The organism is Tardiphaga sp. 285_C5_N1_2 (assembly GCF_052076065.1).
Lineage (GTDB): Bacteria > Pseudomonadota > Alphaproteobacteria > Rhizobiales > Xanthobacteraceae > Tardiphaga > Tardiphaga robiniae.
Map to the genome: position 1 here is coordinate 1576304 of NZ_CP197241.1, position 17867 is coordinate 1594170.

17 protein-coding genes are annotated in these 17867 nt (G+C 62.9%); 10 read left to right on the plus strand and 7 right to left on the minus strand.

The features are described 5' to 3' along the window. Window positions 1–26 precede the first annotated feature (26 nt). Genes hpaE through hpaH form a run of 3 tightly spaced genes read right to left on the minus strand, consistent with a single transcriptional unit; the run spans window position 27 to window position 2782 of the window. Window positions 27–1568: a 5-carboxymethyl-2-hydroxymuconate semialdehyde dehydrogenase gene (gene hpaE / locus AB7951_RS07400; protein ID WP_120291244.1), complete on the minus strand. Its 1542-nt coding sequence runs from the start codon at window positions 1566–1568 to the stop codon at window positions 27–29. Next, on the minus strand, window positions 1561–1959 hold the full coding sequence (locus AB7951_RS07405; RefSeq protein WP_120291242.1) for a 5-carboxymethyl-2-hydroxymuconate Delta-isomerase: 399 nt from the start codon (window positions 1957–1959) through the stop codon (window positions 1561–1563). The genes hpaE and AB7951_RS07405 overlap by 8 nt, the downstream gene beginning before the upstream one ends. A gap of 16 nt (window positions 1960–1975) precedes the next feature. Next, a complete protein-coding gene (gene hpaH, locus AB7951_RS07410; RefSeq protein WP_120291240.1) occupies window positions 1976–2782 on the minus strand; it encodes a 2-oxo-hept-4-ene-1,7-dioate hydratase in 807 nt (268 codons plus the stop codon). A gap of 137 nt (window positions 2783–2919) precedes the next feature. Between hpaH and hpaR the strand changes: the two genes are divergently transcribed. The 7 genes from hpaR (at window position 2920) to AB7951_RS07445 (ending at window position 10366) form a co-directional block, all read left to right on the plus strand. Beyond that, the gene (gene hpaR, locus AB7951_RS07415) at window positions 2920–3441 is read left to right on the plus strand and encodes a homoprotocatechuate degradation operon regulator HpaR (RefSeq protein ID WP_120291238.1); all 522 of its coding nucleotides are present in this window, start codon (window positions 2920–2922) and stop codon (window positions 3439–3441) included. Between the two features lie 159 nt (window positions 3442–3600). Then, window positions 3601–4749 (plus strand): ABC transporter substrate-binding protein, encoded by a 1149-nt coding sequence (locus AB7951_RS07420; protein ID WP_120291236.1) that lies wholly within the window; start codon window positions 3601–3603, stop codon window positions 4747–4749. Window positions 4750–4994: 245 nt separating this feature from the next. Continuing rightward, a complete protein-coding gene (locus AB7951_RS07425) occupies window positions 4995–5870 on the plus strand; it encodes a branched-chain amino acid ABC transporter permease (protein WP_089265092.1) in 876 nt (291 codons plus the stop codon). Then, window positions 5867–7645 carry a branched-chain amino acid ABC transporter ATP-binding protein/permease gene (locus AB7951_RS07430; RefSeq protein WP_120291234.1) on the plus strand — a complete coding sequence of 593 codons (1779 nt, stop codon included), beginning with the start codon at window positions 5867–5869 and terminating at the stop codon, window positions 7643–7645. Before AB7951_RS07425 ends, AB7951_RS07430 begins: the two co-directional genes overlap by 4 nt. After that, window positions 7645–8388, plus strand: coding sequence for an ABC transporter ATP-binding protein (locus tag AB7951_RS07435; RefSeq protein WP_068735820.1), 744 nt, complete (start codon window positions 7645–7647; stop codon window positions 8386–8388). Before AB7951_RS07430 ends, AB7951_RS07435 begins: the two co-directional genes overlap by 1 nt. 51 nt (window positions 8389–8439) lie before the next feature. After that, window positions 8440–9525, plus strand: a complete 1086-nt coding sequence (locus AB7951_RS07440) for a malate/lactate/ureidoglycolate dehydrogenase (RefSeq protein WP_441255720.1) — start codon at window positions 8440–8442, stop codon at window positions 9523–9525. Window positions 9526–9589: 64 nt separating this feature from the next. Then, window positions 9590–10366 carry an HpcH/HpaI aldolase family protein gene (locus AB7951_RS07445; protein WP_068735824.1) on the plus strand — a complete coding sequence of 259 codons (777 nt, stop codon included), beginning with the start codon at window positions 9590–9592 and terminating at the stop codon, window positions 10364–10366. Between the two features lie 191 nt (window positions 10367–10557). Here the strand turns inward: AB7951_RS07445 and AB7951_RS07450 are convergent, their stop codons facing one another. The 4 genes from AB7951_RS07450 to AB7951_RS07465 form a co-directional block, all read right to left on the minus strand. After that, a complete protein-coding gene (locus AB7951_RS07450) occupies window positions 10558–11052 on the minus strand; it encodes a MarR family transcriptional regulator (RefSeq protein ID WP_158596834.1) in 495 nt (164 codons plus the stop codon). Window positions 11053–11119: 67 nt separating this feature from the next. Further along, the gene (locus AB7951_RS07455; protein WP_120291226.1) at window positions 11120–11872 is read right to left on the minus strand and encodes an ABC transporter permease; all 753 of its coding nucleotides are present in this window, start codon (window positions 11870–11872) and stop codon (window positions 11120–11122) included. A gap of 2 nt (window positions 11873–11874) precedes the next feature. Beyond that, window positions 11875–12696, minus strand: a complete 822-nt coding sequence (locus AB7951_RS07460; RefSeq protein WP_120291224.1) for an ABC transporter ATP-binding protein — start codon at window positions 12694–12696, stop codon at window positions 11875–11877. Next, on the minus strand, window positions 12696–13664 hold the full coding sequence (locus AB7951_RS07465; RefSeq protein ID WP_120291847.1) for an ABC transporter substrate-binding protein: 969 nt from the start codon (window positions 13662–13664) through the stop codon (window positions 12696–12698). The genes AB7951_RS07460 and AB7951_RS07465 overlap by 1 nt, the downstream gene beginning before the upstream one ends. Window positions 13665–13962: 298 nt before the next feature. Here AB7951_RS07465 and AB7951_RS07470 point away from each other — a divergent pair, with 298 nt between their 5' ends. The 3 genes from AB7951_RS07470 (at window position 13963) to AB7951_RS07480 (ending at window position 17225) form a co-directional block, all read left to right on the plus strand. Continuing rightward, a complete protein-coding gene (locus AB7951_RS07470; protein WP_120291222.1) occupies window positions 13963–15123 on the plus strand; it encodes an FAD-dependent monooxygenase in 1161 nt (386 codons plus the stop codon). Further along, entirely contained in the window at window positions 15102–16052 is a 951-nt protein-coding gene (locus AB7951_RS07475; protein WP_439061784.1) for an allantoinase PuuE, read from the plus strand. The genes AB7951_RS07470 and AB7951_RS07475 overlap by 22 nt, the downstream gene beginning before the upstream one ends. Window positions 16053–16226: 174 nt before the next feature. Beyond that, window positions 16227–17225, plus strand: a complete 999-nt coding sequence (locus tag AB7951_RS07480; protein ID WP_231079988.1) for a Bug family tripartite tricarboxylate transporter substrate binding protein — start codon at window positions 16227–16229, stop codon at window positions 17223–17225. Window positions 17226–17867: the final 642 nt, after the last annotated feature.

Genomic DNA, 17867 nt, shown 5'->3' on the forward strand with positions numbered 1-17867 from the left:
GGGCGCACGTGCCCCGGAATGACAACCTAGATGCCTAATCTCTGTATCTTATGCGTCCCGCGCGCGAGCGAGACGTGTTTTGTCTCCATATAGAACTCGAACGAATAGTCGCCGCCGTCGCGGCCGATGCCGGAGGCCTTCATGCCGCCGAAGGGCGTCGGCAGATGGCGGACGTTTTCCGAATTGAGCCAGATCATGCCGGCCTCCAGCGCGTCGGCCACGCGCAGCGCACGGCCCACATCATTGGTCCAGACATAGCCGGTGAGGCCGTATTGCACGGCATTGGCGATCTCGATCGCTTCGGCTTCGTTGCTGAACGGGATCACCGTGAGGAACGGGCCGAACACTTCCTCCTGCGCCACGCGCATGTCCTTGTGCGCACCAGTCACCAGCGTCGGCTGCACGTAATGTCCGCCGCCGGGGCCGTCATGCGGTTTGCCGCCGACGGCGATGGTCGCGCCGTCCTGCCGCGCGATGTCGAAATAGCTGCAGACCTTTGCGTGGTGGCGTTCATGGATCAGCGGGCCGACTTCGGTCCGGGGATCGAGCGGATGCCCGATCTTCAGTGCCTGCACGCGAGCTGTGAGCTTCTCGATGAATGTATCGGCAATGCTCGCCTGCACCAGCAACCGGCTGGACGAGGTACAGCGCTCGCCATTCAGCGAATAGATCATGAACACCACGGCATCGAGCGCGCGGTCCAGATCGGCATCATCGAACACGATCACCGGATTCTTGCCGCCGAGTTCGAAATGCACGCGCTTCAGGGTCGGCGCCCCCTGCGCCATGATGGCGGAGCCGGTGGCGCTTTCGCCGACAAAGGCGATGGCCTTGATGGCGGGATGCTCGGTCAGTGCCTTGCCGGACTCTTCGCCGAAGCCGTGCACGGTGTTCAGCACGCCGTCGGGAAGGCCGGCCTGCTTGGCAAGCTTTGCGAGCAGGTCAGCCGTGACCGGCGACCATTCGGCCGGCTTGTGCACCACCGTGCAACCAGCAGCCAGCGCCGGTGCGATCTTCCAGGTGGACAGCATGAACGGCGTGTTCCACGGCGTGATGACGCCGACCGGGCCGATCGGCACGCGGGTCGAGACGTTCCAGTGCTCGTCGGCCGGCATGTTGAGGCCGTCGCGGGCCTCCGTGCATTTGTCGGCATAGAAGCGGAAATTCTCGGCGCCGCGGATCGCGGCCTTGGCCATGAAGCGATGTGCCTGGCCGGTGTCGATACATTCCAGCACGGCGATGTCGTCGGCATTGTCCTCGATGGCATCCGCAACCCGATGCAGCAGCTTCTTGCGCGTGGTCGGCGCCATGTCGCGCCATTCCTTGAAGGCGCGCTGTGCGGCCTTGGCGGCCTTGTCGATATCTTCTTTCGTGCCCCGCGCGACCTGCGCAAGCACGCTTCCATCGATCGGCGACGTCGTCTCGAACACCTCACCCGACGAGGACGGCACGATCTGGCCGTCGATAATATTGCCGATGCCGTCGGCCGCGAGTTTTTTCAGCAGCGGCGCGGCGCGCTCGGTGTTGGCCTGAAGGACAGCGGCGGGATCGGCAGGGGTCTTAGCCATTGTTGGCCTCGGCTTTCAGCAGGTCGTGAATGGGATTGCGCTTCCAGCTGGTCGCGCTGTCGTTGATCTGTATGTCGAAGGACAGCGCAAATCGGCCGCCGGCGAAAACATTGTCGAGATGGTGCGAGATCGTCTGGAAAATTTGTTCGCCAGCCTTCTGGCGAACCTCGAGCGAGCGGCCTTCGCCGATCCGTAGCAGAATATCGAGAAAGCTGAGGCCGGCGCGGCCGTCGGCGATGGCATAATGCTCGCAGCGGATCGCGCGGACGCGAATGCCGCCGAGCGGGAAGATGCCGGTCTGCACCGCGGCGTTGCGGACTACCTCGCACAGCGCGCTGATATCCACGACGCCGTCGAGATTGGCCGAATATTCGATGGTGAAATGCGGCATGATGCGTGATCCCTGTTCAGGCGAAGTAGCAACTGACGGTGCCCCAAGGGCCATAGTCCGCCTGGATCGTGTCGCCTTTGCGGGTCTCGATGGGGCGAATGAACGAGCCGGCGAGAACGACCTGACCGGGTTCCAGCGCAAGCCCATGCGGCGCGATCTTATTGGCAAGCCAGGCGACGCTGGTGGCGGGATGATTCAGCACGCCGGCGGCGAGGCCGGTTTCTTCGAGCTGGCCATTGCGATGGCACATGGCGCCGACCCAGCGCAGATCGGTGTCCAGCGGACGCATCGGTCGGCCGCCCAGCACGATACCGGCATTGGCCGCATTATCGGCGATGGTGTCGAAGATTTTTCGCGTGGCTTTGGTTGCGGCATCGACGCGTTCGACGCGGGTATCGAGAATTTCCAGCGCCGGCACCACGAAATCGGTGGCATTGAGCACATCGAACATCGTGCAGTCCGGGCCTTCGAGCCGCGTCTTCATCACGAAAGCCAGTTCGGCCTCGACGCGGGTTGCGATGAAACGATCGGTGGGGACGAGCCCGCCATCGGCGAAGAACATGTCGTCGAGCAGCACACCGGAATCCGGCTCGTCGATGTTCAGTGCGCTCTGCATCGCCTTGGAGGTGAGGCCGATCTTGTGGCCGCGCACGATGCGCCCCTCTGCGACCTTGATCTCGATCCAGGCCTTCTGGATCGCATAGGAATCGTCGATGGTGATGCCGGGATGGTCCAGCGACAGTTGACGGATCTGCGTCCGCGTCTTCTCGGCGTGATGCAGGCGCTGCGCCGCGCCTGAAATCTCTGAAGAGGTGAGTGCCATCGGGTCGTCATCCCGCGCAGAAAAGCCGCGCGGTAAAGTGATTAACATGTTAAGTTGTTGCGATCAAACCCTGGATGCGACAATTCGATTGTGCGTTGCACACTGCGGTGCGCCAGAATCATCTTATAGAGGCGACCATGACGACAGCATCAAAGCCACGGACCGCCGCCAAGGCCGCCGCGAAAATCCCCATGCGCGACTTCTCGCAGTCGCTCCCAATGTCGCTGCTGCGAACGCGGGAATCGGTGATGCGACATTTTCGACCATCGCTGCGGGCGCATGATCTCACCGAACAGCAATGGCGCATCCTGCGCGCGCTGGCGGCGTCGGGCGAGATCGAGGTGACGGAACTCGCGCGTGTCGCCTTCCTGCTCGGGCCGAGTCTGTCGCGTATCCTGCGCGATCTGGAGGGCAGGCGGCTGATCGAACGCCGGCTGCTGAAGGCCGATTTGCGCCGCAGCATTGTCTCGATCACGTCAAAGGGATTGAAATTGATCGAGGCTGTCGCGCCCACATCGGAGGCGATCTATGCCGAGATGACGAAGCGCTTCGGCGCGCGCAAATTGTCGGACCTGCAGGCTTTGTTGCATGAGCTGGAAGCCGCGCTGCTGGCCATGCCGGCAGCCGACGGCGCGGATGACGATGATGCTGGTGAATAACTGATCTGCATATTTTTGCGGCAAGGCTGTCGCACGCCACGCGAGCGTTAATTCGTCGTACGAATTTCGCTGGGCTGTAGACAGGACAGGAATTTTTCGCTCAACTCCCGCCATCAAAAGAAGGCTGGCGCTCAAGTCCGGCCTCTTAGGGAGAGAACGATGACGCTCACGAGACGTGGATTCACGGCAGGATTGGCCGCTGGTCTGACCGCCCCCTACATTATTGGCAGCGCGCGCGCCCAGGGCGGGGGAACGATCAAGATCGGCATGTGTGCGCCGATTACGGGACCGGCGGCGGAAGCGGGCAAATATGCGACCGGCGGCGCCAAGCTTGCGGTCGAGGCCATCAACAAGGCCGGCGGCATCCTCGGCAAGCAGATCGAACTGATCATCGAGGACGACCAGACCACCAATCCCGGCATCGTGCTGGCCTTCTCCAAGCTCGCTGCCAATCCCGACATCGTCGGTTTCCTCGGCTCGATCCGTTCGACCCAGGTGCATGCGATGGCACCCGACGTCATGAAGCTCGGCAAGCCGGTGATGTTCGGCGGCACCGATCCGAACCTCACCAAGCTCGGCAATCCCTGGCTGTTCCGTTTCCGCCCGAATGACAGCTATTCCGGCCGCGTCATCGCCGAATACGGCGTCAAGAATCTCGACAAGAAGAAGTGGGCCGTGCTGCATTCGACCGATGCCTTCGGCACCGCGGGTGGCAAGGCACTGACCGAAGCGCTCGGGCCGCTGGGTGCAACCGTCGCACTCGATCAGGGCTATGCCAATCAGAGCCAGGACTTCACGCCTGTCGTATTGGCGATCAAGCAGTCCGGTGCCGATATCCTCGGTTCCTATTTCACCTTCGAGAACGATCTCGGAATATTCGCCCGCCAGCTGCGACAGCTCGGCGTCAACATTCCGTGGGTCGGTTCGCCCTCGATCGTCAACGTCACCGCATTGAAGCTCGCCGGTCCCGCGCTCTACGGCACCTATGGCGTCGCCGATTACGCGGAAGATTCCTCCGAGGCGTCGAAGGCCTTCGGCAAGGCCTATCGCGATGCCTACAAAGTCGCACCCGATAACCAGAGCTCCTGGCCATATGATGCGATCAACGTGCTGGCAACGGCGATCAAGAATGCCGGCTCGACCGATCCGCAGAAGATCCGCGAGGCGATCCTCACGGTCAAGAAGTATCCGGGAGCCGAAGGCGAATACAACTTCGACAAGAACGGCGACGGTCTGCACGGCTACAACATCGTGAAGAACGAGAAGGGCAACATCGTCTTCGACAAGCACATCGAATTCGATAACTGACGGTGATGGCCGTCGACCGACGGCCTAAATCGTCATCCCGGGCACGCGCGTGTTCCGCGCGTGAACCCGCCACACCGTTGTCATTCCGGGGCGCGAGCGCCGTCAGGCGGTCGCGAACCCGGAATCCCGAAATGTTCAGCGCCTGTTGCCGCGCTCACCATGTCGAGATTCCGGGTCTGCGCCCAAGCGGGCGCATCCCGGAATGACGAGTTCTTGGCAAAATCACCTCCCACCGAGCACGCCTGATGGATCTGGTACTGCAGTTACTGTTTACGGGAATCGGCATCGGAGCCGTCTATGCGCTGGTGGCGCTGGGCTTCGTGCTGATCTTCCGCGCCACCAATGTCGTCAATTTCGCGCAGGGCGAGTTCTCGATGGTCGCCGCCTATCTCATGGTGGTCTGCGCCGTCGATCTGGAACTGCCTTACTGGCTGTCCTTTATCATTGCGCTCGCCGGCATGGCGGTCATCGGCGTCATCTTCAATCTCGGCGTCTATTATCCGCTGCGCCACCGCACCTATCTGCCTGTGATCATCGCCACCATCGGCGCCTCAATCCTGATGGCCAATGGCGTGCTGGCGCTGTACGGCCCGCAGCCGCAGGTGCTGCCGGGCTGGTTCGATACGCCCGGCATCCAGCTCGGTCCGGTCTATCTCGATAGCCAGTATCTGCTGATCATTGTGGTCACCATCGCGCTGGTGATCTTCAACTACTGGTTCTTCGAACACACCATGATCGGCAAGAAGCTGCAGGCCACGTCGCAGGACAAGGAGATGGCGTCGCTGCTCGGTATTTCCGTCTCGACCATGATCATGGTCACCTTCATCTATTCGGCCGTGCTCGGCGGTCTCGCCGGGCTTCTGGTTGCGCCGATCCTGTTCGTGTCGATCCAGATGGGCTCGACCATCGCGCTGAAGGCGTTTGCGGCCACCATTATCGGTGGCTTCGGCGATGTCACCGGCGCCATCATCGGCGGCCTTGCGCTCGGCATCATCGAGACATTCGGCGCCGCCTATATCTCCGTGCCGTATAAAGACGGCTTCGCCTTCCTCGTGCTGGTGCTGTTCCTGGTGTTCCGTCCGCAGGGCATCTTCGGCGAACGTGTCGCGGAGAAAGCATGAGCACCTCCAGCGACAACATCCCGGCAGTGGTCATCACACGTCCGAAACCGCTGCTGCTGCGTCACGCGCCGTATTTCATCGGCGCCGCCATCGTGGTCTTTCTGGCGTCGTCGATGCAGTTCGACGGCTACATCCTCAACATCCTGATGCAGGCCACCACTTTCGCCATCGCCGTGTTCGGCCTGTCGGTGGTGCTCGGCCTGTGCGGGCAGATCAATCTGGCGCAGGCGGCGTTCTTCGGCTTCGGTGCCTATGCGGTCGGCATCGGCACCACGGACTATCAGCTCAGCTACTGGCTGTGTCTGGTGGCGGGCTGCGTGATGGCACTGGTCGCCGGCGCCGTTCTCGGCCTGTCGACGCTGCGGCTCGGCGGCCATTACCTCGCGATGGTGACGATCTCGTTCCAGCAGATCGTCACGCTGGTGATGATCAACGCGATCTGGCTCACCAAGGGACCGGACGGCGTGTCGAAGATCGGGCGCCCGTCGCTGTTCCTGTCGTCGCAATCCTATCTCGCTTTCTGCGTCGCGATGCTGGCCTTGGTCGGCTACATCGTCTGGCATCTGCCGGAGACGCGGCTCGGCCGCGCCATGCGCGCCGTGCGCGACAACGAACTCGCAGCCGGCGTCAACGGCATCGATGTGTTCCGCACCAAGGTCTATGCCTTCGCCATATCGGCTGTGCTCGGTGGGCTCGGCGGCGGTCTGTTCGCCGGCGGCTTCGCCTATATCTCGCCGGATCAGTTCTCCTTCGCCGAATCCATCGTGTTCCTGACCATGTCGCTGCTCGGCGGCGTGGCGTCGCCGATCGGTTCGGCCATCGGCACGGGTCTTCTGATCCTGATTCCGGAATGGCTGCGTTTCCTCAAGAGCGTGCCCGGCCTGTATCTGGCCATCTACGGCCTCTCGGTGATCCTGATTATCCGCTTCATGCCGGACGGCATCTGGGGCTTCGTCACTGCGGCCTATGATCGCATGCGCAGCAGCAAGAAGGTGGCAGTCACAAGCGCGCCGCTACAGCTCAAGCCCGCAGCAACCGGCGGCGACATGGTGCTTGAAGTTACCGGACTGTCGAAACATTTCGGCGGCTTGAAAGCCGTCGATCAGGTCGACATATCCGTGCGCCGCGGCGGTGTGCATGCGCTGATCGGTCCCAACGGCTCCGGCAAGACCACGACGCTGAACGTGCTCTCGGGTCTCTACAACGCGACCTCAGGCAAGGTGGTGCTGGACGGCACCGACGTCACCACGATGCCGCCGCATCTGCGCGCAGCAGCAGGGCTTGGCCGCACCTTCCAGAACATCCGCCTGTTCCGCTCGATGACCGCGCTGGAAAACGTCATCATCGGCGCCGAGCGGCCGGGTAATACGCTCACCGGCAAGGGCGACGAAGCCGCGCTGACCGAGCGGGCGCTGGCGGCGCTGACTTTCGTTGGCCTCGGCCCGCGCGCCATGGAGCTGATCTCCAGCTTCTCCTACGGCCATCAACGCCTCATCGAGATTGCGCGCGCATTGGCGGCGAACCCGACGCTGCTGCTGCTCGACGAGCCCGCGGCCGGCCTCAATTCGACCGAGAAGCTCGAACTGCATGAACTGCTCAAGCGCATCGCGGCGCAGGGGCTGACCATTCTGATCATCGATCACGACATGACGCTGGTGTCGGAAGCAGCGCAGCACATCACCGTGCTGAATTTCGGACGGCGCATTGCCGATGGCGAGTCGATGGCGGTGCTCCGCCATCCGGACGTCGTCTCGGCCTATCTCGGAACAGACTGATGCCGCTGCTTGAAATCAACGATCTCAATGTCCGTTACGGCGAAATCGTCGCGCTCCGCGGTGTGTCGTTCAATGTCGAGGAAGGGCAGGTGGTGACGCTGCTCGGTGCCAACGGCGCCGGCAAGTCGACCACGCTGCGTGCGATCTCCGGTCTCGCCAAGCCGGCCTCGGGCGACATCCTGTTCGACGGCAAGTCGATCGCAGGTTTGGGCCCGGAAGCCATCGTGCGGATGGGCATCTCCCATGTGCCGGAGGGCAGGCGGGTGTTTCCCGGCCTGACGGTGAAAGAGAACATCATGCTCGGGGGCTCCAATCGCAAAGCGAGCAAGGCCGAATTGTCTGGTGAAGCCGATGCGATGTTCGACCTGTTTCCCGACATACGGAAATTCTCTGGTGCGCTCGGCTGGACGCTCTCGGGCGGCCAGTTGCAGATGGTGGCGGTCGCGCGCGGCTTGATGGCCAAGCCGCGGCTGCTGCTGCTCGACGAGCCGTCGCTCGGCCTCGCGCCGGTCATCGTGCAAGCGGTGTTCCGCATCATCACGGAAATCCGCCTCTCCACCACGGTCTTGCTTGTGGAGCAAAATGCGCGCATGGGACTATCCGTCGCCGATCAGGGTTACGTGCTGGAAACCGGCCGTATCGTGCTTGGCGGCAAGCCGGAGGATCTCTGGGCCAACGAGGCCATCGCGGCCGCCTATCTCGGCGGTCATGGCAAACCTGCAGCGGGTCTTGCGGCCCATTGAGGGCTTGCACCGACGGCCTCGCTGCCCATCAACAAGGACGAATGTCCCGCCATGGTTACAGTTCAAGTCAACAAGCTCATCGATTTCGTCGCCGACGTGTTCGCCCATGCCGACTCTTCTCCGGAAGAAGCCCGGCGCATCGCCACCTATCTCACGACAGCGAACCTCACCGGCCATGACAGCCACGGCGTCATCCGCGTTCCGGTCTATATCCGCTGGCGCAATAACGGGATGATCACCCCGAACCAGACCATCGAAATCCCCGTCGATACGCCGTCGCTCGCCGTCGTCGATGGCCGCTTCGGCTATGGCCAGACGGTCGGCCCGCAGGCGGTCAAGCTCGGCATCGAGAAGTGCAAGGCGGCCGGTCTCTCCGCCATCGCCACCAAGAATTCCGGTCACATCGGCCGCATCGGCGACTGGGCCGAGATGGCGGCTGCCGAAGGCCTCGTTTCGATCCATTTTGTCACGGCCGCTGGCTCCGTGCTGGTCGCGCCCTATGGCGGCGTCGAGCGCCGTCTCTCCACCGCGCCCTATTGCGTTGGCATTCCGCGTCCCGGACAGATGCCGGTGGTGCTCGATTTCGCGACCTCGGTCGTCGCCGAAGGCAAGGTGCTGGTCGCCTCGCGCGGCGGCAAGAAGCTGCCGAAGGGCGCGCTGATTGCGCCTGACGGGTCGCTGAGCGAAGACCCGGCGCTGCTTTACGGCCCGCATGAGATGCAAGGTCCGCGCGATCACTCCAAGGGCACCGGCGCGATCCGCGCCTTCGGCGATCACAAGGGCTCCGGCCTCGCATTGATCTGCGAACTGCTCGGCGGAGCGCTCACCGGCAACGGTGCCACCAAGTATGATCGGCCTTTCGCCAATGGCATGTTCTCGATCTATATCGATCCGAAGGTCATCGACCCCGCGAACTTCTTCGACGGCGAAGTCGCGCGCTATGTCGACTTCTTCAAGAGCGCCAAGCCGGCCGCCGGCGTCGATGCCGTTCTGATTCCCGGCGACAATGAAGCGAAGACCCGCGCCGAGCGCACCGCCAATGGCGTGCCATTGCCGGATGAGACCTGGGCTGCCATCGTGCAGACTGCCCGCGACTTCGGCGTCAGCGAAGACGCCGTGAAGAAGGCAACCTCGTAGTTTCTCGAACTCAACTCTGCTGCACTCAAGTCATCACTACCAACCAAAAGAAGGACCATCGACGATGGCAAACAAGGTCAAGGAAATCTGGAAGGCGGGCAAGGTTGCCGTCAACGGCTGGCTCGCGATTCCGTCGGGCTTCTCTGCCGAAGTGATGGCGCAGTGCGGTTTCGACAGCGTCACCGTGGACATCCAGCACGGCGTGCAGGACTACATGTCGATGGTGGAGTGCTTCCAGGCGATGGGTGCGCATCCGGTGACGCCCATGGTCCGCGTGCCGTGGAACGAGCCCGGCATCATCGGCAAGGTGCTCGATGGCGGCGCCTATGGCGTGATCTGTCCGATGGTCAACACCAAGGAAGAAGCCGAGAACTTCGTGCAGTACTGCAAGTATCCGCCGCGCGGCACCCGCAGCAACGGTCCGATCCGCTCGGGCATGTATGGCGGCGCCGGCGACTATCAGAAGACGGCCAATGCCGACATCATCTGCCTGCCGATGCTGGAAACCAAGACCGCGGTCGACAACATGGAAGCCATTCTCGATGTCGAAGGCATCGACGGCGTCTATGTCGGGCCGTCCGACCTCGGCTTTTCCTATGGTCTGGTGCCGAAGCTCGACCGCGAGGAGCCGGAGATCCTGAAGATCTACGACAAGCTCATCAAGGAATGCGACAAGCGCGGCCTCAATCCGGGCATTCACTGCTCGGGCCCCGTGGGTGCTGCGAAAAACATCGGCATGGGCTTCAAGCTGGTGACGCTGCTCAACGACAGCGGCATTCTCGCCACCGGCGCGAAGAGCTGGGTCAACGACACCCGCAAGGGTTCGGGCGGCAAGGCGTAACGCCAAGTCCTCGTCGTTCCGGGGCGCGCGCCGCAGGCGCGCGAACCCGGAACCTCGCAATGAGAGCCGCCTCTTTCCGCGCGTGGTGTAAGAGGTGATGAACATTCTGAGATTCCGGGCTCCGCCCCGCCGCCTGCGGCGTCGGTCCGTCCCCTCAGGCACACCAATCGGTGTGCCGGGGAATGACGGTGTTAAAGGCGTCCGTCGATCACATCTGCAAAACGCATCAGCTCCTGCATCAGCCGCTGCTGCCCCTCCGGGCCGAGCGGTGCCAACAACTCCCGCTGCACGTCGAACACGCGCGGGATCGCTTCATTGATCACGGTCTCGCCCGCCGAGGTGAGCTGAACACGTAGCGTGCGGCGATCGTTCGGCTCCGGCAGCCGCGCCAGGTAGTTCTGCGCTTCCAGCTTGTTGAGCCGGCTGGTCAGGCCGGCGCCTGATAGCAGCAGCGATTGGGCGATCTGCTTCGGCGACAGGCTGTAGGGCGCGCCCGCGCGGCGCAGCGCTGTCAGCACGTCATAGGTGCCGCGGGTCAGTTCGAAGGGCGCGAGCGCCTCATCGATGAGGGCTGTGCATTGCATTTGAATCCGGCCGATCAGGCCGTAGATGTGCACTGGGCTGGGGTCGATATCCGGCCGCTCCGTCTGCCACTGCGCAAAAATGGCATCGACCTGTTCGCGCATTGCCGCGCGCGCGCGCGTCGGGCGACGCGAGGGTGGTTTCGATCCAGATGTCTCGTCAGTCATGGCGTCACGGCGTCCAGTCGATCACACGTCGTTCGATAAACTCGATGCCGTGAAACAGCGCAATACTCAACACAGTGAGCAGCGCGATGGCGGCGAAAGCGAGCGGCGTCTGCGATTGCGCGGTGGAGGTCAGGATCAGATAGCCGAGCCCGTCCTGCGCGGCGACGAATTCGCTGATCACGGCGCCGATCACGGCGAAGGTCACCGCCACCTTGCAGCCGGTGAAGAAGTGCGGCAGCGCCACGGGAACGCGCAGCCGGCGGAACACCATATGCGGCGAGGCGCCGAGCGAGCGCATCAGGTCGAGCATGGTCTTTGGTGCAGCCTCGAAGCCGGCGACCATGTTGACGAGGATCGGGAAGAAGCAGACCAGCACCACGACCAGGATCTTCGGCCATTCGGAGAGGCCGAACCACAGGATGATCAGCGGCGCCACGGCGACCTTCGGCACCGACTGCAGGCCGAGCAGGATCGGATAGATGATCCGGCGCGCCAGCGGGTTGAGGCTGATCAGGATAGCCAGCGGCAGCGACAGCGCGATCGCCAGCACGAAGCCGAGCACGGTCTCGCGTAGCGTTACTAGCGTATTGGAGGCAAGCTCCGGCGCCCACTTCACGGCTGAATGATAGATCTCCAAAGGCGCCGGCAGGATCCAGGTCGGAATCTTCAGGGCGTCAGCGATCAACTCCCAGCCGATCAGCAGGGCCAGATAGATCAGCGGCGTGGCGGCGCGGTCGATGAAGCGCGAGAAGGACATGATCAGCCACCCGTTCGGTTGAAGATGATGTCGCGGATCTGGTTCTTGATTTCCTGGAAGCGCGGCAGCTTCACGGTGTCGGCATCGCGCGGACGCGGTAGGTCGATGGTGATGTCGGCACGGATGGTGCCGGGGCGTTCCGACATGATCAACACCCGGTCACCGAGCAGGATCGCCTCCTCGATGTCATGGGTGATGAGCAGCGCGGCACGGCCCAGTTCCTGCCAGAGGCGCGAGAGTTCGAGCGACAATTCCTCGCGAGTGAGCGCGTCGAGCGCGCCAAAGGGTTCGTCGAGGAGGAGCAGGCGCGGATCGGAGATCATGGCGCGACAGAAGGCGGCGCGCTGCTTCATGCCGCCGGACAGTGCCTGCGGACGCTGATGGGCGAAATCCTTCAGGCCGGTGAGTTCGAGCAGCTTCAGCGCACGCTCGCGCGCCGCGGCTTTCGGCAGCGCCAGCACGTCGGCGGGAAGCAATACGTTGTCGAGCACGCTGGTCCACGGAAACAGCACGTGCTCCTGAAACACGATGCCCACTTCATGCGATGGGCCGTCGAGCGTCGTGCCATAGCGCTGCATGGTGCCGGTGTCGGGCATTTCCAGCCCTGCAACGAGGCGCAGCAGCGTGGACTTGCCGCAGCCTGATGGGCCGACCACCGAGACGAAACTGCCGGGATCGATGCGCAGATTGACCGGACCGAGCGCATGGGTCGCCTTGCCGCCTTTGCCGGGATAGGTCTTGGTGACGCCCTTGAGATCGATCGCAGGTACCACCGCCGCGGCAGTCCGCGACGGCGCATCATTGTGTGCGGGGATCGCCGTCATCAGTCGATGAAGCCCGGCGCGAACAGGTCTTCCGGTTTCACGGGATTCTTCAGCGTGAAGTTGGCCGACATCACATCGACGGTGCTGGCGATGCTCTTCGGCTCGATATGGCCGAGCGATCCCTTCACCTCTGCGAGCTCCTTCACCAGCCTGGTCTCGCCTTCGATCACCGCCGGCTGCAGCTCCTTCTGATACTTCGCCATGATGGTGGCGGCTTCCGCCGGATTGGCGAAGGCGTCCTTCATGCCCTTGATGGTGGCGCGGACGAAGGCCTTCACCTGATCCGGGCTCTTCGCGATCATCTCCTCGGAGGCGATCAGGCCGTTGCCGTAATAATCGAGATTGGAGTCGGCGTAGTTGATGCGGGTGACTTCCTTCGGCGCCACGGCTGCTGCAATCAGCGGCTCGCCGACCGAGAACTGGCAGATCGCATCCGCGCGGCCGTTGGCGAGCAGCGACGGCAGCGCCGAGCCTTCGGCGACCACCCACTTCACCTTGCTGGCGTCGATGCCGGCGGCCTTGGCGAAAGCCGGGAACAGCAGGCGCACCGAGCTTGATGCGGTGTCGGCGACGGTCTTGCCTTCGAGATCTTTCGGCGAATTGATGCCGCTGCCCTTGATGGCGAAGATCGCCTGCGGCGGCTTCGCATAGACCACCGAGACCAGCTTCACCGGCACGCCGTCATTGCCGCGCGCCAGCACCAGCGAACCGGCATCGGCGAAGCCGAAGGTGGCGACGCCGGCAGCAACCTTCTTGATGGCGTCGGCCGAGCCCTGGCCACGCACGAAGGTCACGTCGAAGCCCTCGGCCTTGTAGTAGCCCTTCTCGCGGGCGACGTAGAAATAAGCGTGGCGGCCGTTGAAGCCGAAATCGGTGATGAAATTGATCTCGGCAGCCTGCGCGCTGGAGACGCCGGCCGTAGCCAGGGTCGCGAGCAGGACGGCGGTGAGGCGAGCGCGGAATTTCATGGTCTGACCTTCAGTGACGGGTGAGGAGGAGGCCGGCTTTCGGTGCGCAAGCGGCGCATCCAAATTCGTTCGCAATCGAATAAATGTTAAGGGCGGCGTTGATGAAGATCAACGGAGACGCTGCCCAAAAACTCATCGAGATAAACGAAATTCCGCGTAAAATCCGCGCATATGGCTCGTTTCTGAGGCGGCTCAGGCCGTCGCTTGACAGCCGCGATCGGCCCGTTCTATGCGAAATCATTAGCTATCGAATGATCTGCGGCCCGGACGCTGTGGCGCCGCTGGAACGAGGTGAGAGATGGATCGCGGAACACGGATCGCCGTTCTCGGCGCGGGTCTCGCCGGATTGACGGTGGCGGGGCTGCTGCAGCGCGCCGGCTTCCCGGTCGCGGTCTATGAGCAGTCGCCGAGTTTTTCGCGCATCGGCGCCGGCATCATTCTCGGCGCCAACGTTTCGAACGTGCTGCGCCGGCTCGACCTCGAAGACGCCTTCGCCGCCACCGGTATTCGCCCCGATGCGTTTCTCAGCCGCGCATGGGATACGGGCGAGCAGCTCTACAGGCTCGATTTCGACGCGGAATGCGAAGCGCGTTTCGGCGGCCCCTTTGTCAATATCCACCGCGCCGATTTGCATCAGTTGCTGCAGCGACCGCTCGCGCCCGGGACCATCCGTTTCGGCCACAAGCTCACCGGCATCGAGGAGCGCGGCGACGCGCTCACTTTGCGCTTCGAGAACGGCACAAGCGCGGAAGCCGATATCGCCATCGGCGCCGATGGCATTCGCTCCATCACCCGCGAACTCATCCTTGGCGCGGAAGAGCCGCGCTTCATTGGGCGTTCTGCACCGCGCGCGGTGTTTCCGGCCAGCCGCATCAAGGGTGACGCTATCGACGACTGCACCAAGTGGTGGGCGCCCGACCGGCATACGCTCGCTTATTACATGACGCCCGACCGCAACGAGGTCTATGTGATGGCCGCGCTGCCTATGGCGCGCTGGGATGGCGACGGTTCACCGGTGAAGGGCGACCGCGACGAATTCATCGCCGCTTTCGACGATGCGCATCCCGATCTGAAACGCGCAGTGGAGGCAGCCGAAGACGTCACCGTGTGGCCGATCTTCGACCGGCCCCGCAACGACACCTGGCACAAGGGCCGCGTGGTGCTGATGGGCGATGCCTGCCATGCGGTGCGTCCATTCATGGCGGCCGGCGGCTCGGCGGCCATCGAGGACGCCGCGATCCTCAGCCGCTGCATCGCCGAATTCGGCGATCCCGCCACGGCCTTCGCGCATTACACGATGATCCGCATCCCGCGTGTCGCCGATATCCAGCAGATTTCCATCGCCAATTCATGGATGCATGGCCCGACCGAAACCGACTGGTTCTTCGGCTATGATGCCTGCACCGTGCCGTTCGACCGAGCCATTCCGGAGGCCCTATGTCCGAATTTGCAGCGATGAAGCCCGGCGACATCCGACCGGAGCCGATGATCGAACGCGATCTCGTCGGTTACGGTGCCACGTCACCCGATCCGCGCTGGCCGAACGGCGCGAAGATCGCGGTCAGCATCAGCCTGAATATCGAAGGTGGCGGCGAGTCCACGCTGGTGAATGGCGATGCAGTCTCCGAAGGCATGCTGAATGACATCGGCGTGCCGACGAAAGAGGGCGTTCGCGTTCCGCTGGTGGAGTCCGTGTTCGAATATGGCAGCCGTCGCGGCGCCTGGCGCATTCTCGATATTCTCGATCGCTTCAAGGCACCGGTCAGCATTCTCGGCGTCGCGCGGGCGATGGAGCAAAATCCGGAACTGGCGAGAGCCTGCGTCGCGCGCGGCCACGAGATGGTGAGTCATGGCTATCGCTGGATCGACTATTGCCATGTGGATGAAGCGACCGAGCGTGCGCATATCCGCAAGGCGATCGAGATACTCACCGAGCTGACCGGTAGCCGCCCGCTCGGCTGGATGACCGGACGTCCCGGTCCCAACACGCGGCGGCTGCTCGCGGAGGAGGGCGGCTTTCTCTATGACCGCGACTCGCTCGCGGATGAGCTGCCCTACTGGGTGAAGACCGAGCACGGCCCGTTTCTCGTCGTGCCGTACTCTTATGAATCCAACGACAATCGCTTCAACGAGAATTCAGGTTTTTCGACCGGCGAGCAGTTCTTCACTTACATGCGCGATGCGTTCGATGTTCTCTACGCGGAAGGCGTCGCCGGCGCGCCGAAACTGCTGTCCATCGGTTTGCATGACCGCTTGATCGGCCGTCCTGGCCGTGTTGGCGGGCTCATCAAGATGCTTGAACATATGAGCGCGCATGATGGCGTATGGTTCTGCCGCGGCATCGATGTCGCGCAGCATTGGCGAACGCATTTTCCACCGAAGCCGTGACGCGCCGCCAACTGCCGGGCAATATTCCGGCTGATGGCATGCAGGCCGGAGGCGGCGTTACTGCATGTGTTCTTAGAACATCTGTGCGTGTCACTCTGCTTTGCCTTCGCAGGCGAAGCCGGTCATACTCGATACACTTATCCGCAGAGATAAGATCAAATCGGGAGGATGATCGTGCGAAACAACTTGCGTCTGCTCAATCGACGCCAATTCGTCACCGCGGGCGCAGGCGCTGCTGCATTGTTGAGTGCGCCGTCACTCGTCCGCGCCAATAGCTGGCCGACCAAGCCGATCAAGATTCTCGCGGGCTCCGCGGCCGGCGGCCAGACCGATCAATTCTCGCGCGTTTACGGCGAGTATCTGTCGCGTGAACTCGGGCAGACCGTTGTGGTCGAGAACAAGGCCGGTGCCGGCGGCGCTGTCGCAGCGATGGAGCTGAAACGCTCCGATCCCGACGGCCACACGCTGATGATCTGCAACACCACCGCTTATATGCTCAATCCCGTTCTCATCAAGGACATCAAATACAGTGTCCCGCAGGACTTCGCCTGGGTCGCGGTGATGCCGGGCGGCAGCCTGCCGCTGATGGTGAGCGAGAAGGTCGGCGCAAAGACGCTGAAGGACTTCATCGACTATGCGCGCAAGGCCGAGAAGGTGAATGTCGGCACATATGCGTCCGGCTCCTTCGCGCATATGGTCATCGTCGAGCTCAACAAGCAGTATGGGCTGAAGATGGAGGCGGTGCATTATCGCGGCGAAGCGCCGATGTGGCAGGATCTCGCCGGTGGGTCGATCGATGCCGGCATCGGCAGCTACGCTGCGGCGCTGCCGGTGCTGCAAACCGGGAAAGCGCGCGCCGTCGCGGTGTCGCGCCGCCGCATCAAGGATCTTCCCGACGTCGGTACATTCCTCGAACAGGGCGCAACCTCACGCGCGCACAGCCTTTTGACCTTTCAGGGCTGCGTGGCTCCGGCGAAGACGCCGCCGGAGGTGGTCGCAAAACTGTCCGCGCTGTTCGTTGGCGCCGGCAAGAGCGATCGCGTGCGTGAACTCCTCAAGAGCCAGGGTATCGACGAGGGCCCGATGACACTGGAAGCGAGCCAGGCGCTCTACAAGGAAGAGGCACCGGTCTGGGCCGAACTCGCCGCGAGCCTGGGGCCGCAGCCGCAGTAGTTGGGTCTCAAGGCATTCTGGGCAGTCCGGCCCGCCACACGCTGTCATTCCGGGGCAGGACGGGCCGCGAAGCGGGCCGGCATGAGCCCGGAATCTCGAAGTGTTTTGCGCTGAACATGGCGGGATTCCCAGCCACTCCAATTGGAGTGGCTGGGAATCCCGCGCGCAAAGATGCGCGCACGCCCCGGAATGACCGTTTGGGGTATCTAAACATTTTTTCCTATCCTCCGTTGACAACATCCCCATCAGGTTTATATTCCCCTTCGTCCTGCCCCATCGAGAGGGGCGATCGCGATCGTCACGTTCGCGGGGCAGGATGCGGTGGACGCCGGAGATGCGGCGTCACGCGGTTCATGAGTGACGTCTGTCTTCGGGCAGGACGGATCTGCGCCAGCACTGCCACTGGCAAGGAGACGGCCGACCTTCGGATGGAAAGAGCCCTGGACAGTGTGACGGACGACCAAATCGAAACGCGTTCGGCCAAGTGCTTTGCGGCTACCCTGTCCCTCCGCCCTGGGACATTAATTTTGGTGATGGGACCGTTCGCCATGGCAGATGTGCAGGCAACCGAAAAAACACCGCAGGCGGAACGTCGGGCACTTGCTCGGCGCCTCCGAAAGTCCTGATGCACTCTCAATTGCG

What these genes read in the sequence shown, in the direction of transcription:
- hpaE (WP_120291244.1), bottom strand. Translation starts at nt 1,568, where the DNA reads ATGGCTAAGACCCCTGCCGATCCCGCCGCTGTCCTTCAGGCCAACACC.
- AB7951_RS07405 (WP_120291242.1), bottom strand. Translation starts at nt 1,959, where the DNA reads ATGCCGCATTTCACCATCGAATATTCGGCCAATCTCGACGGCGTCGTG.
- hpaH (WP_120291240.1), bottom strand. Translation starts at nt 2,782, where the DNA reads ATGGCACTCACCTCTTCAGAGATTTCAGGCGCGGCGCAGCGCCTGCAT.
- hpaR (WP_120291238.1), top strand. Translation starts at nt 2,920, where the DNA reads ATGACGACAGCATCAAAGCCACGGACCGCCGCCAAGGCCGCCGCGAAA.
- AB7951_RS07420 (WP_120291236.1), top strand. Translation starts at nt 3,601, where the DNA reads ATGACGCTCACGAGACGTGGATTCACGGCAGGATTGGCCGCTGGTCTG.
- AB7951_RS07425 (WP_089265092.1), top strand. Translation starts at nt 4,995, where the DNA reads ATGGATCTGGTACTGCAGTTACTGTTTACGGGAATCGGCATCGGAGCC.
- AB7951_RS07430 (WP_120291234.1), top strand. Translation starts at nt 5,867, where the DNA reads ATGAGCACCTCCAGCGACAACATCCCGGCAGTGGTCATCACACGTCCG.
- AB7951_RS07435 (WP_068735820.1), top strand. Translation starts at nt 7,645, where the DNA reads ATGCCGCTGCTTGAAATCAACGATCTCAATGTCCGTTACGGCGAAATC.
- AB7951_RS07440 (WP_441255720.1), top strand. Translation starts at nt 8,440, where the DNA reads ATGGTTACAGTTCAAGTCAACAAGCTCATCGATTTCGTCGCCGACGTG.
- AB7951_RS07445 (WP_068735824.1), top strand. Translation starts at nt 9,590, where the DNA reads ATGGCAAACAAGGTCAAGGAAATCTGGAAGGCGGGCAAGGTTGCCGTC.
- AB7951_RS07450 (WP_158596834.1), bottom strand. Translation starts at nt 11,052, where the DNA reads ATGCGCGAACAGGTCGATGCCATTTTTGCGCAGTGGCAGACGGAGCGG.
- AB7951_RS07455 (WP_120291226.1), bottom strand. Translation starts at nt 11,872, where the DNA reads ATGTCCTTCTCGCGCTTCATCGACCGCGCCGCCACGCCGCTGATCTAT.
- AB7951_RS07460 (WP_120291224.1), bottom strand. Translation starts at nt 12,696, where the DNA reads ATGACGGCGATCCCCGCACACAATGATGCGCCGTCGCGGACTGCCGCG.
- AB7951_RS07465 (WP_120291847.1), bottom strand. Translation starts at nt 13,664, where the DNA reads ATGAAATTCCGCGCTCGCCTCACCGCCGTCCTGCTCGCGACCCTGGCT.
- AB7951_RS07470 (WP_120291222.1), top strand. Translation starts at nt 13,963, where the DNA reads ATGGATCGCGGAACACGGATCGCCGTTCTCGGCGCGGGTCTCGCCGGA.
- AB7951_RS07475 (WP_439061784.1), top strand. Translation starts at nt 15,102, where the DNA reads ATGTCCGAATTTGCAGCGATGAAGCCCGGCGACATCCGACCGGAGCCG.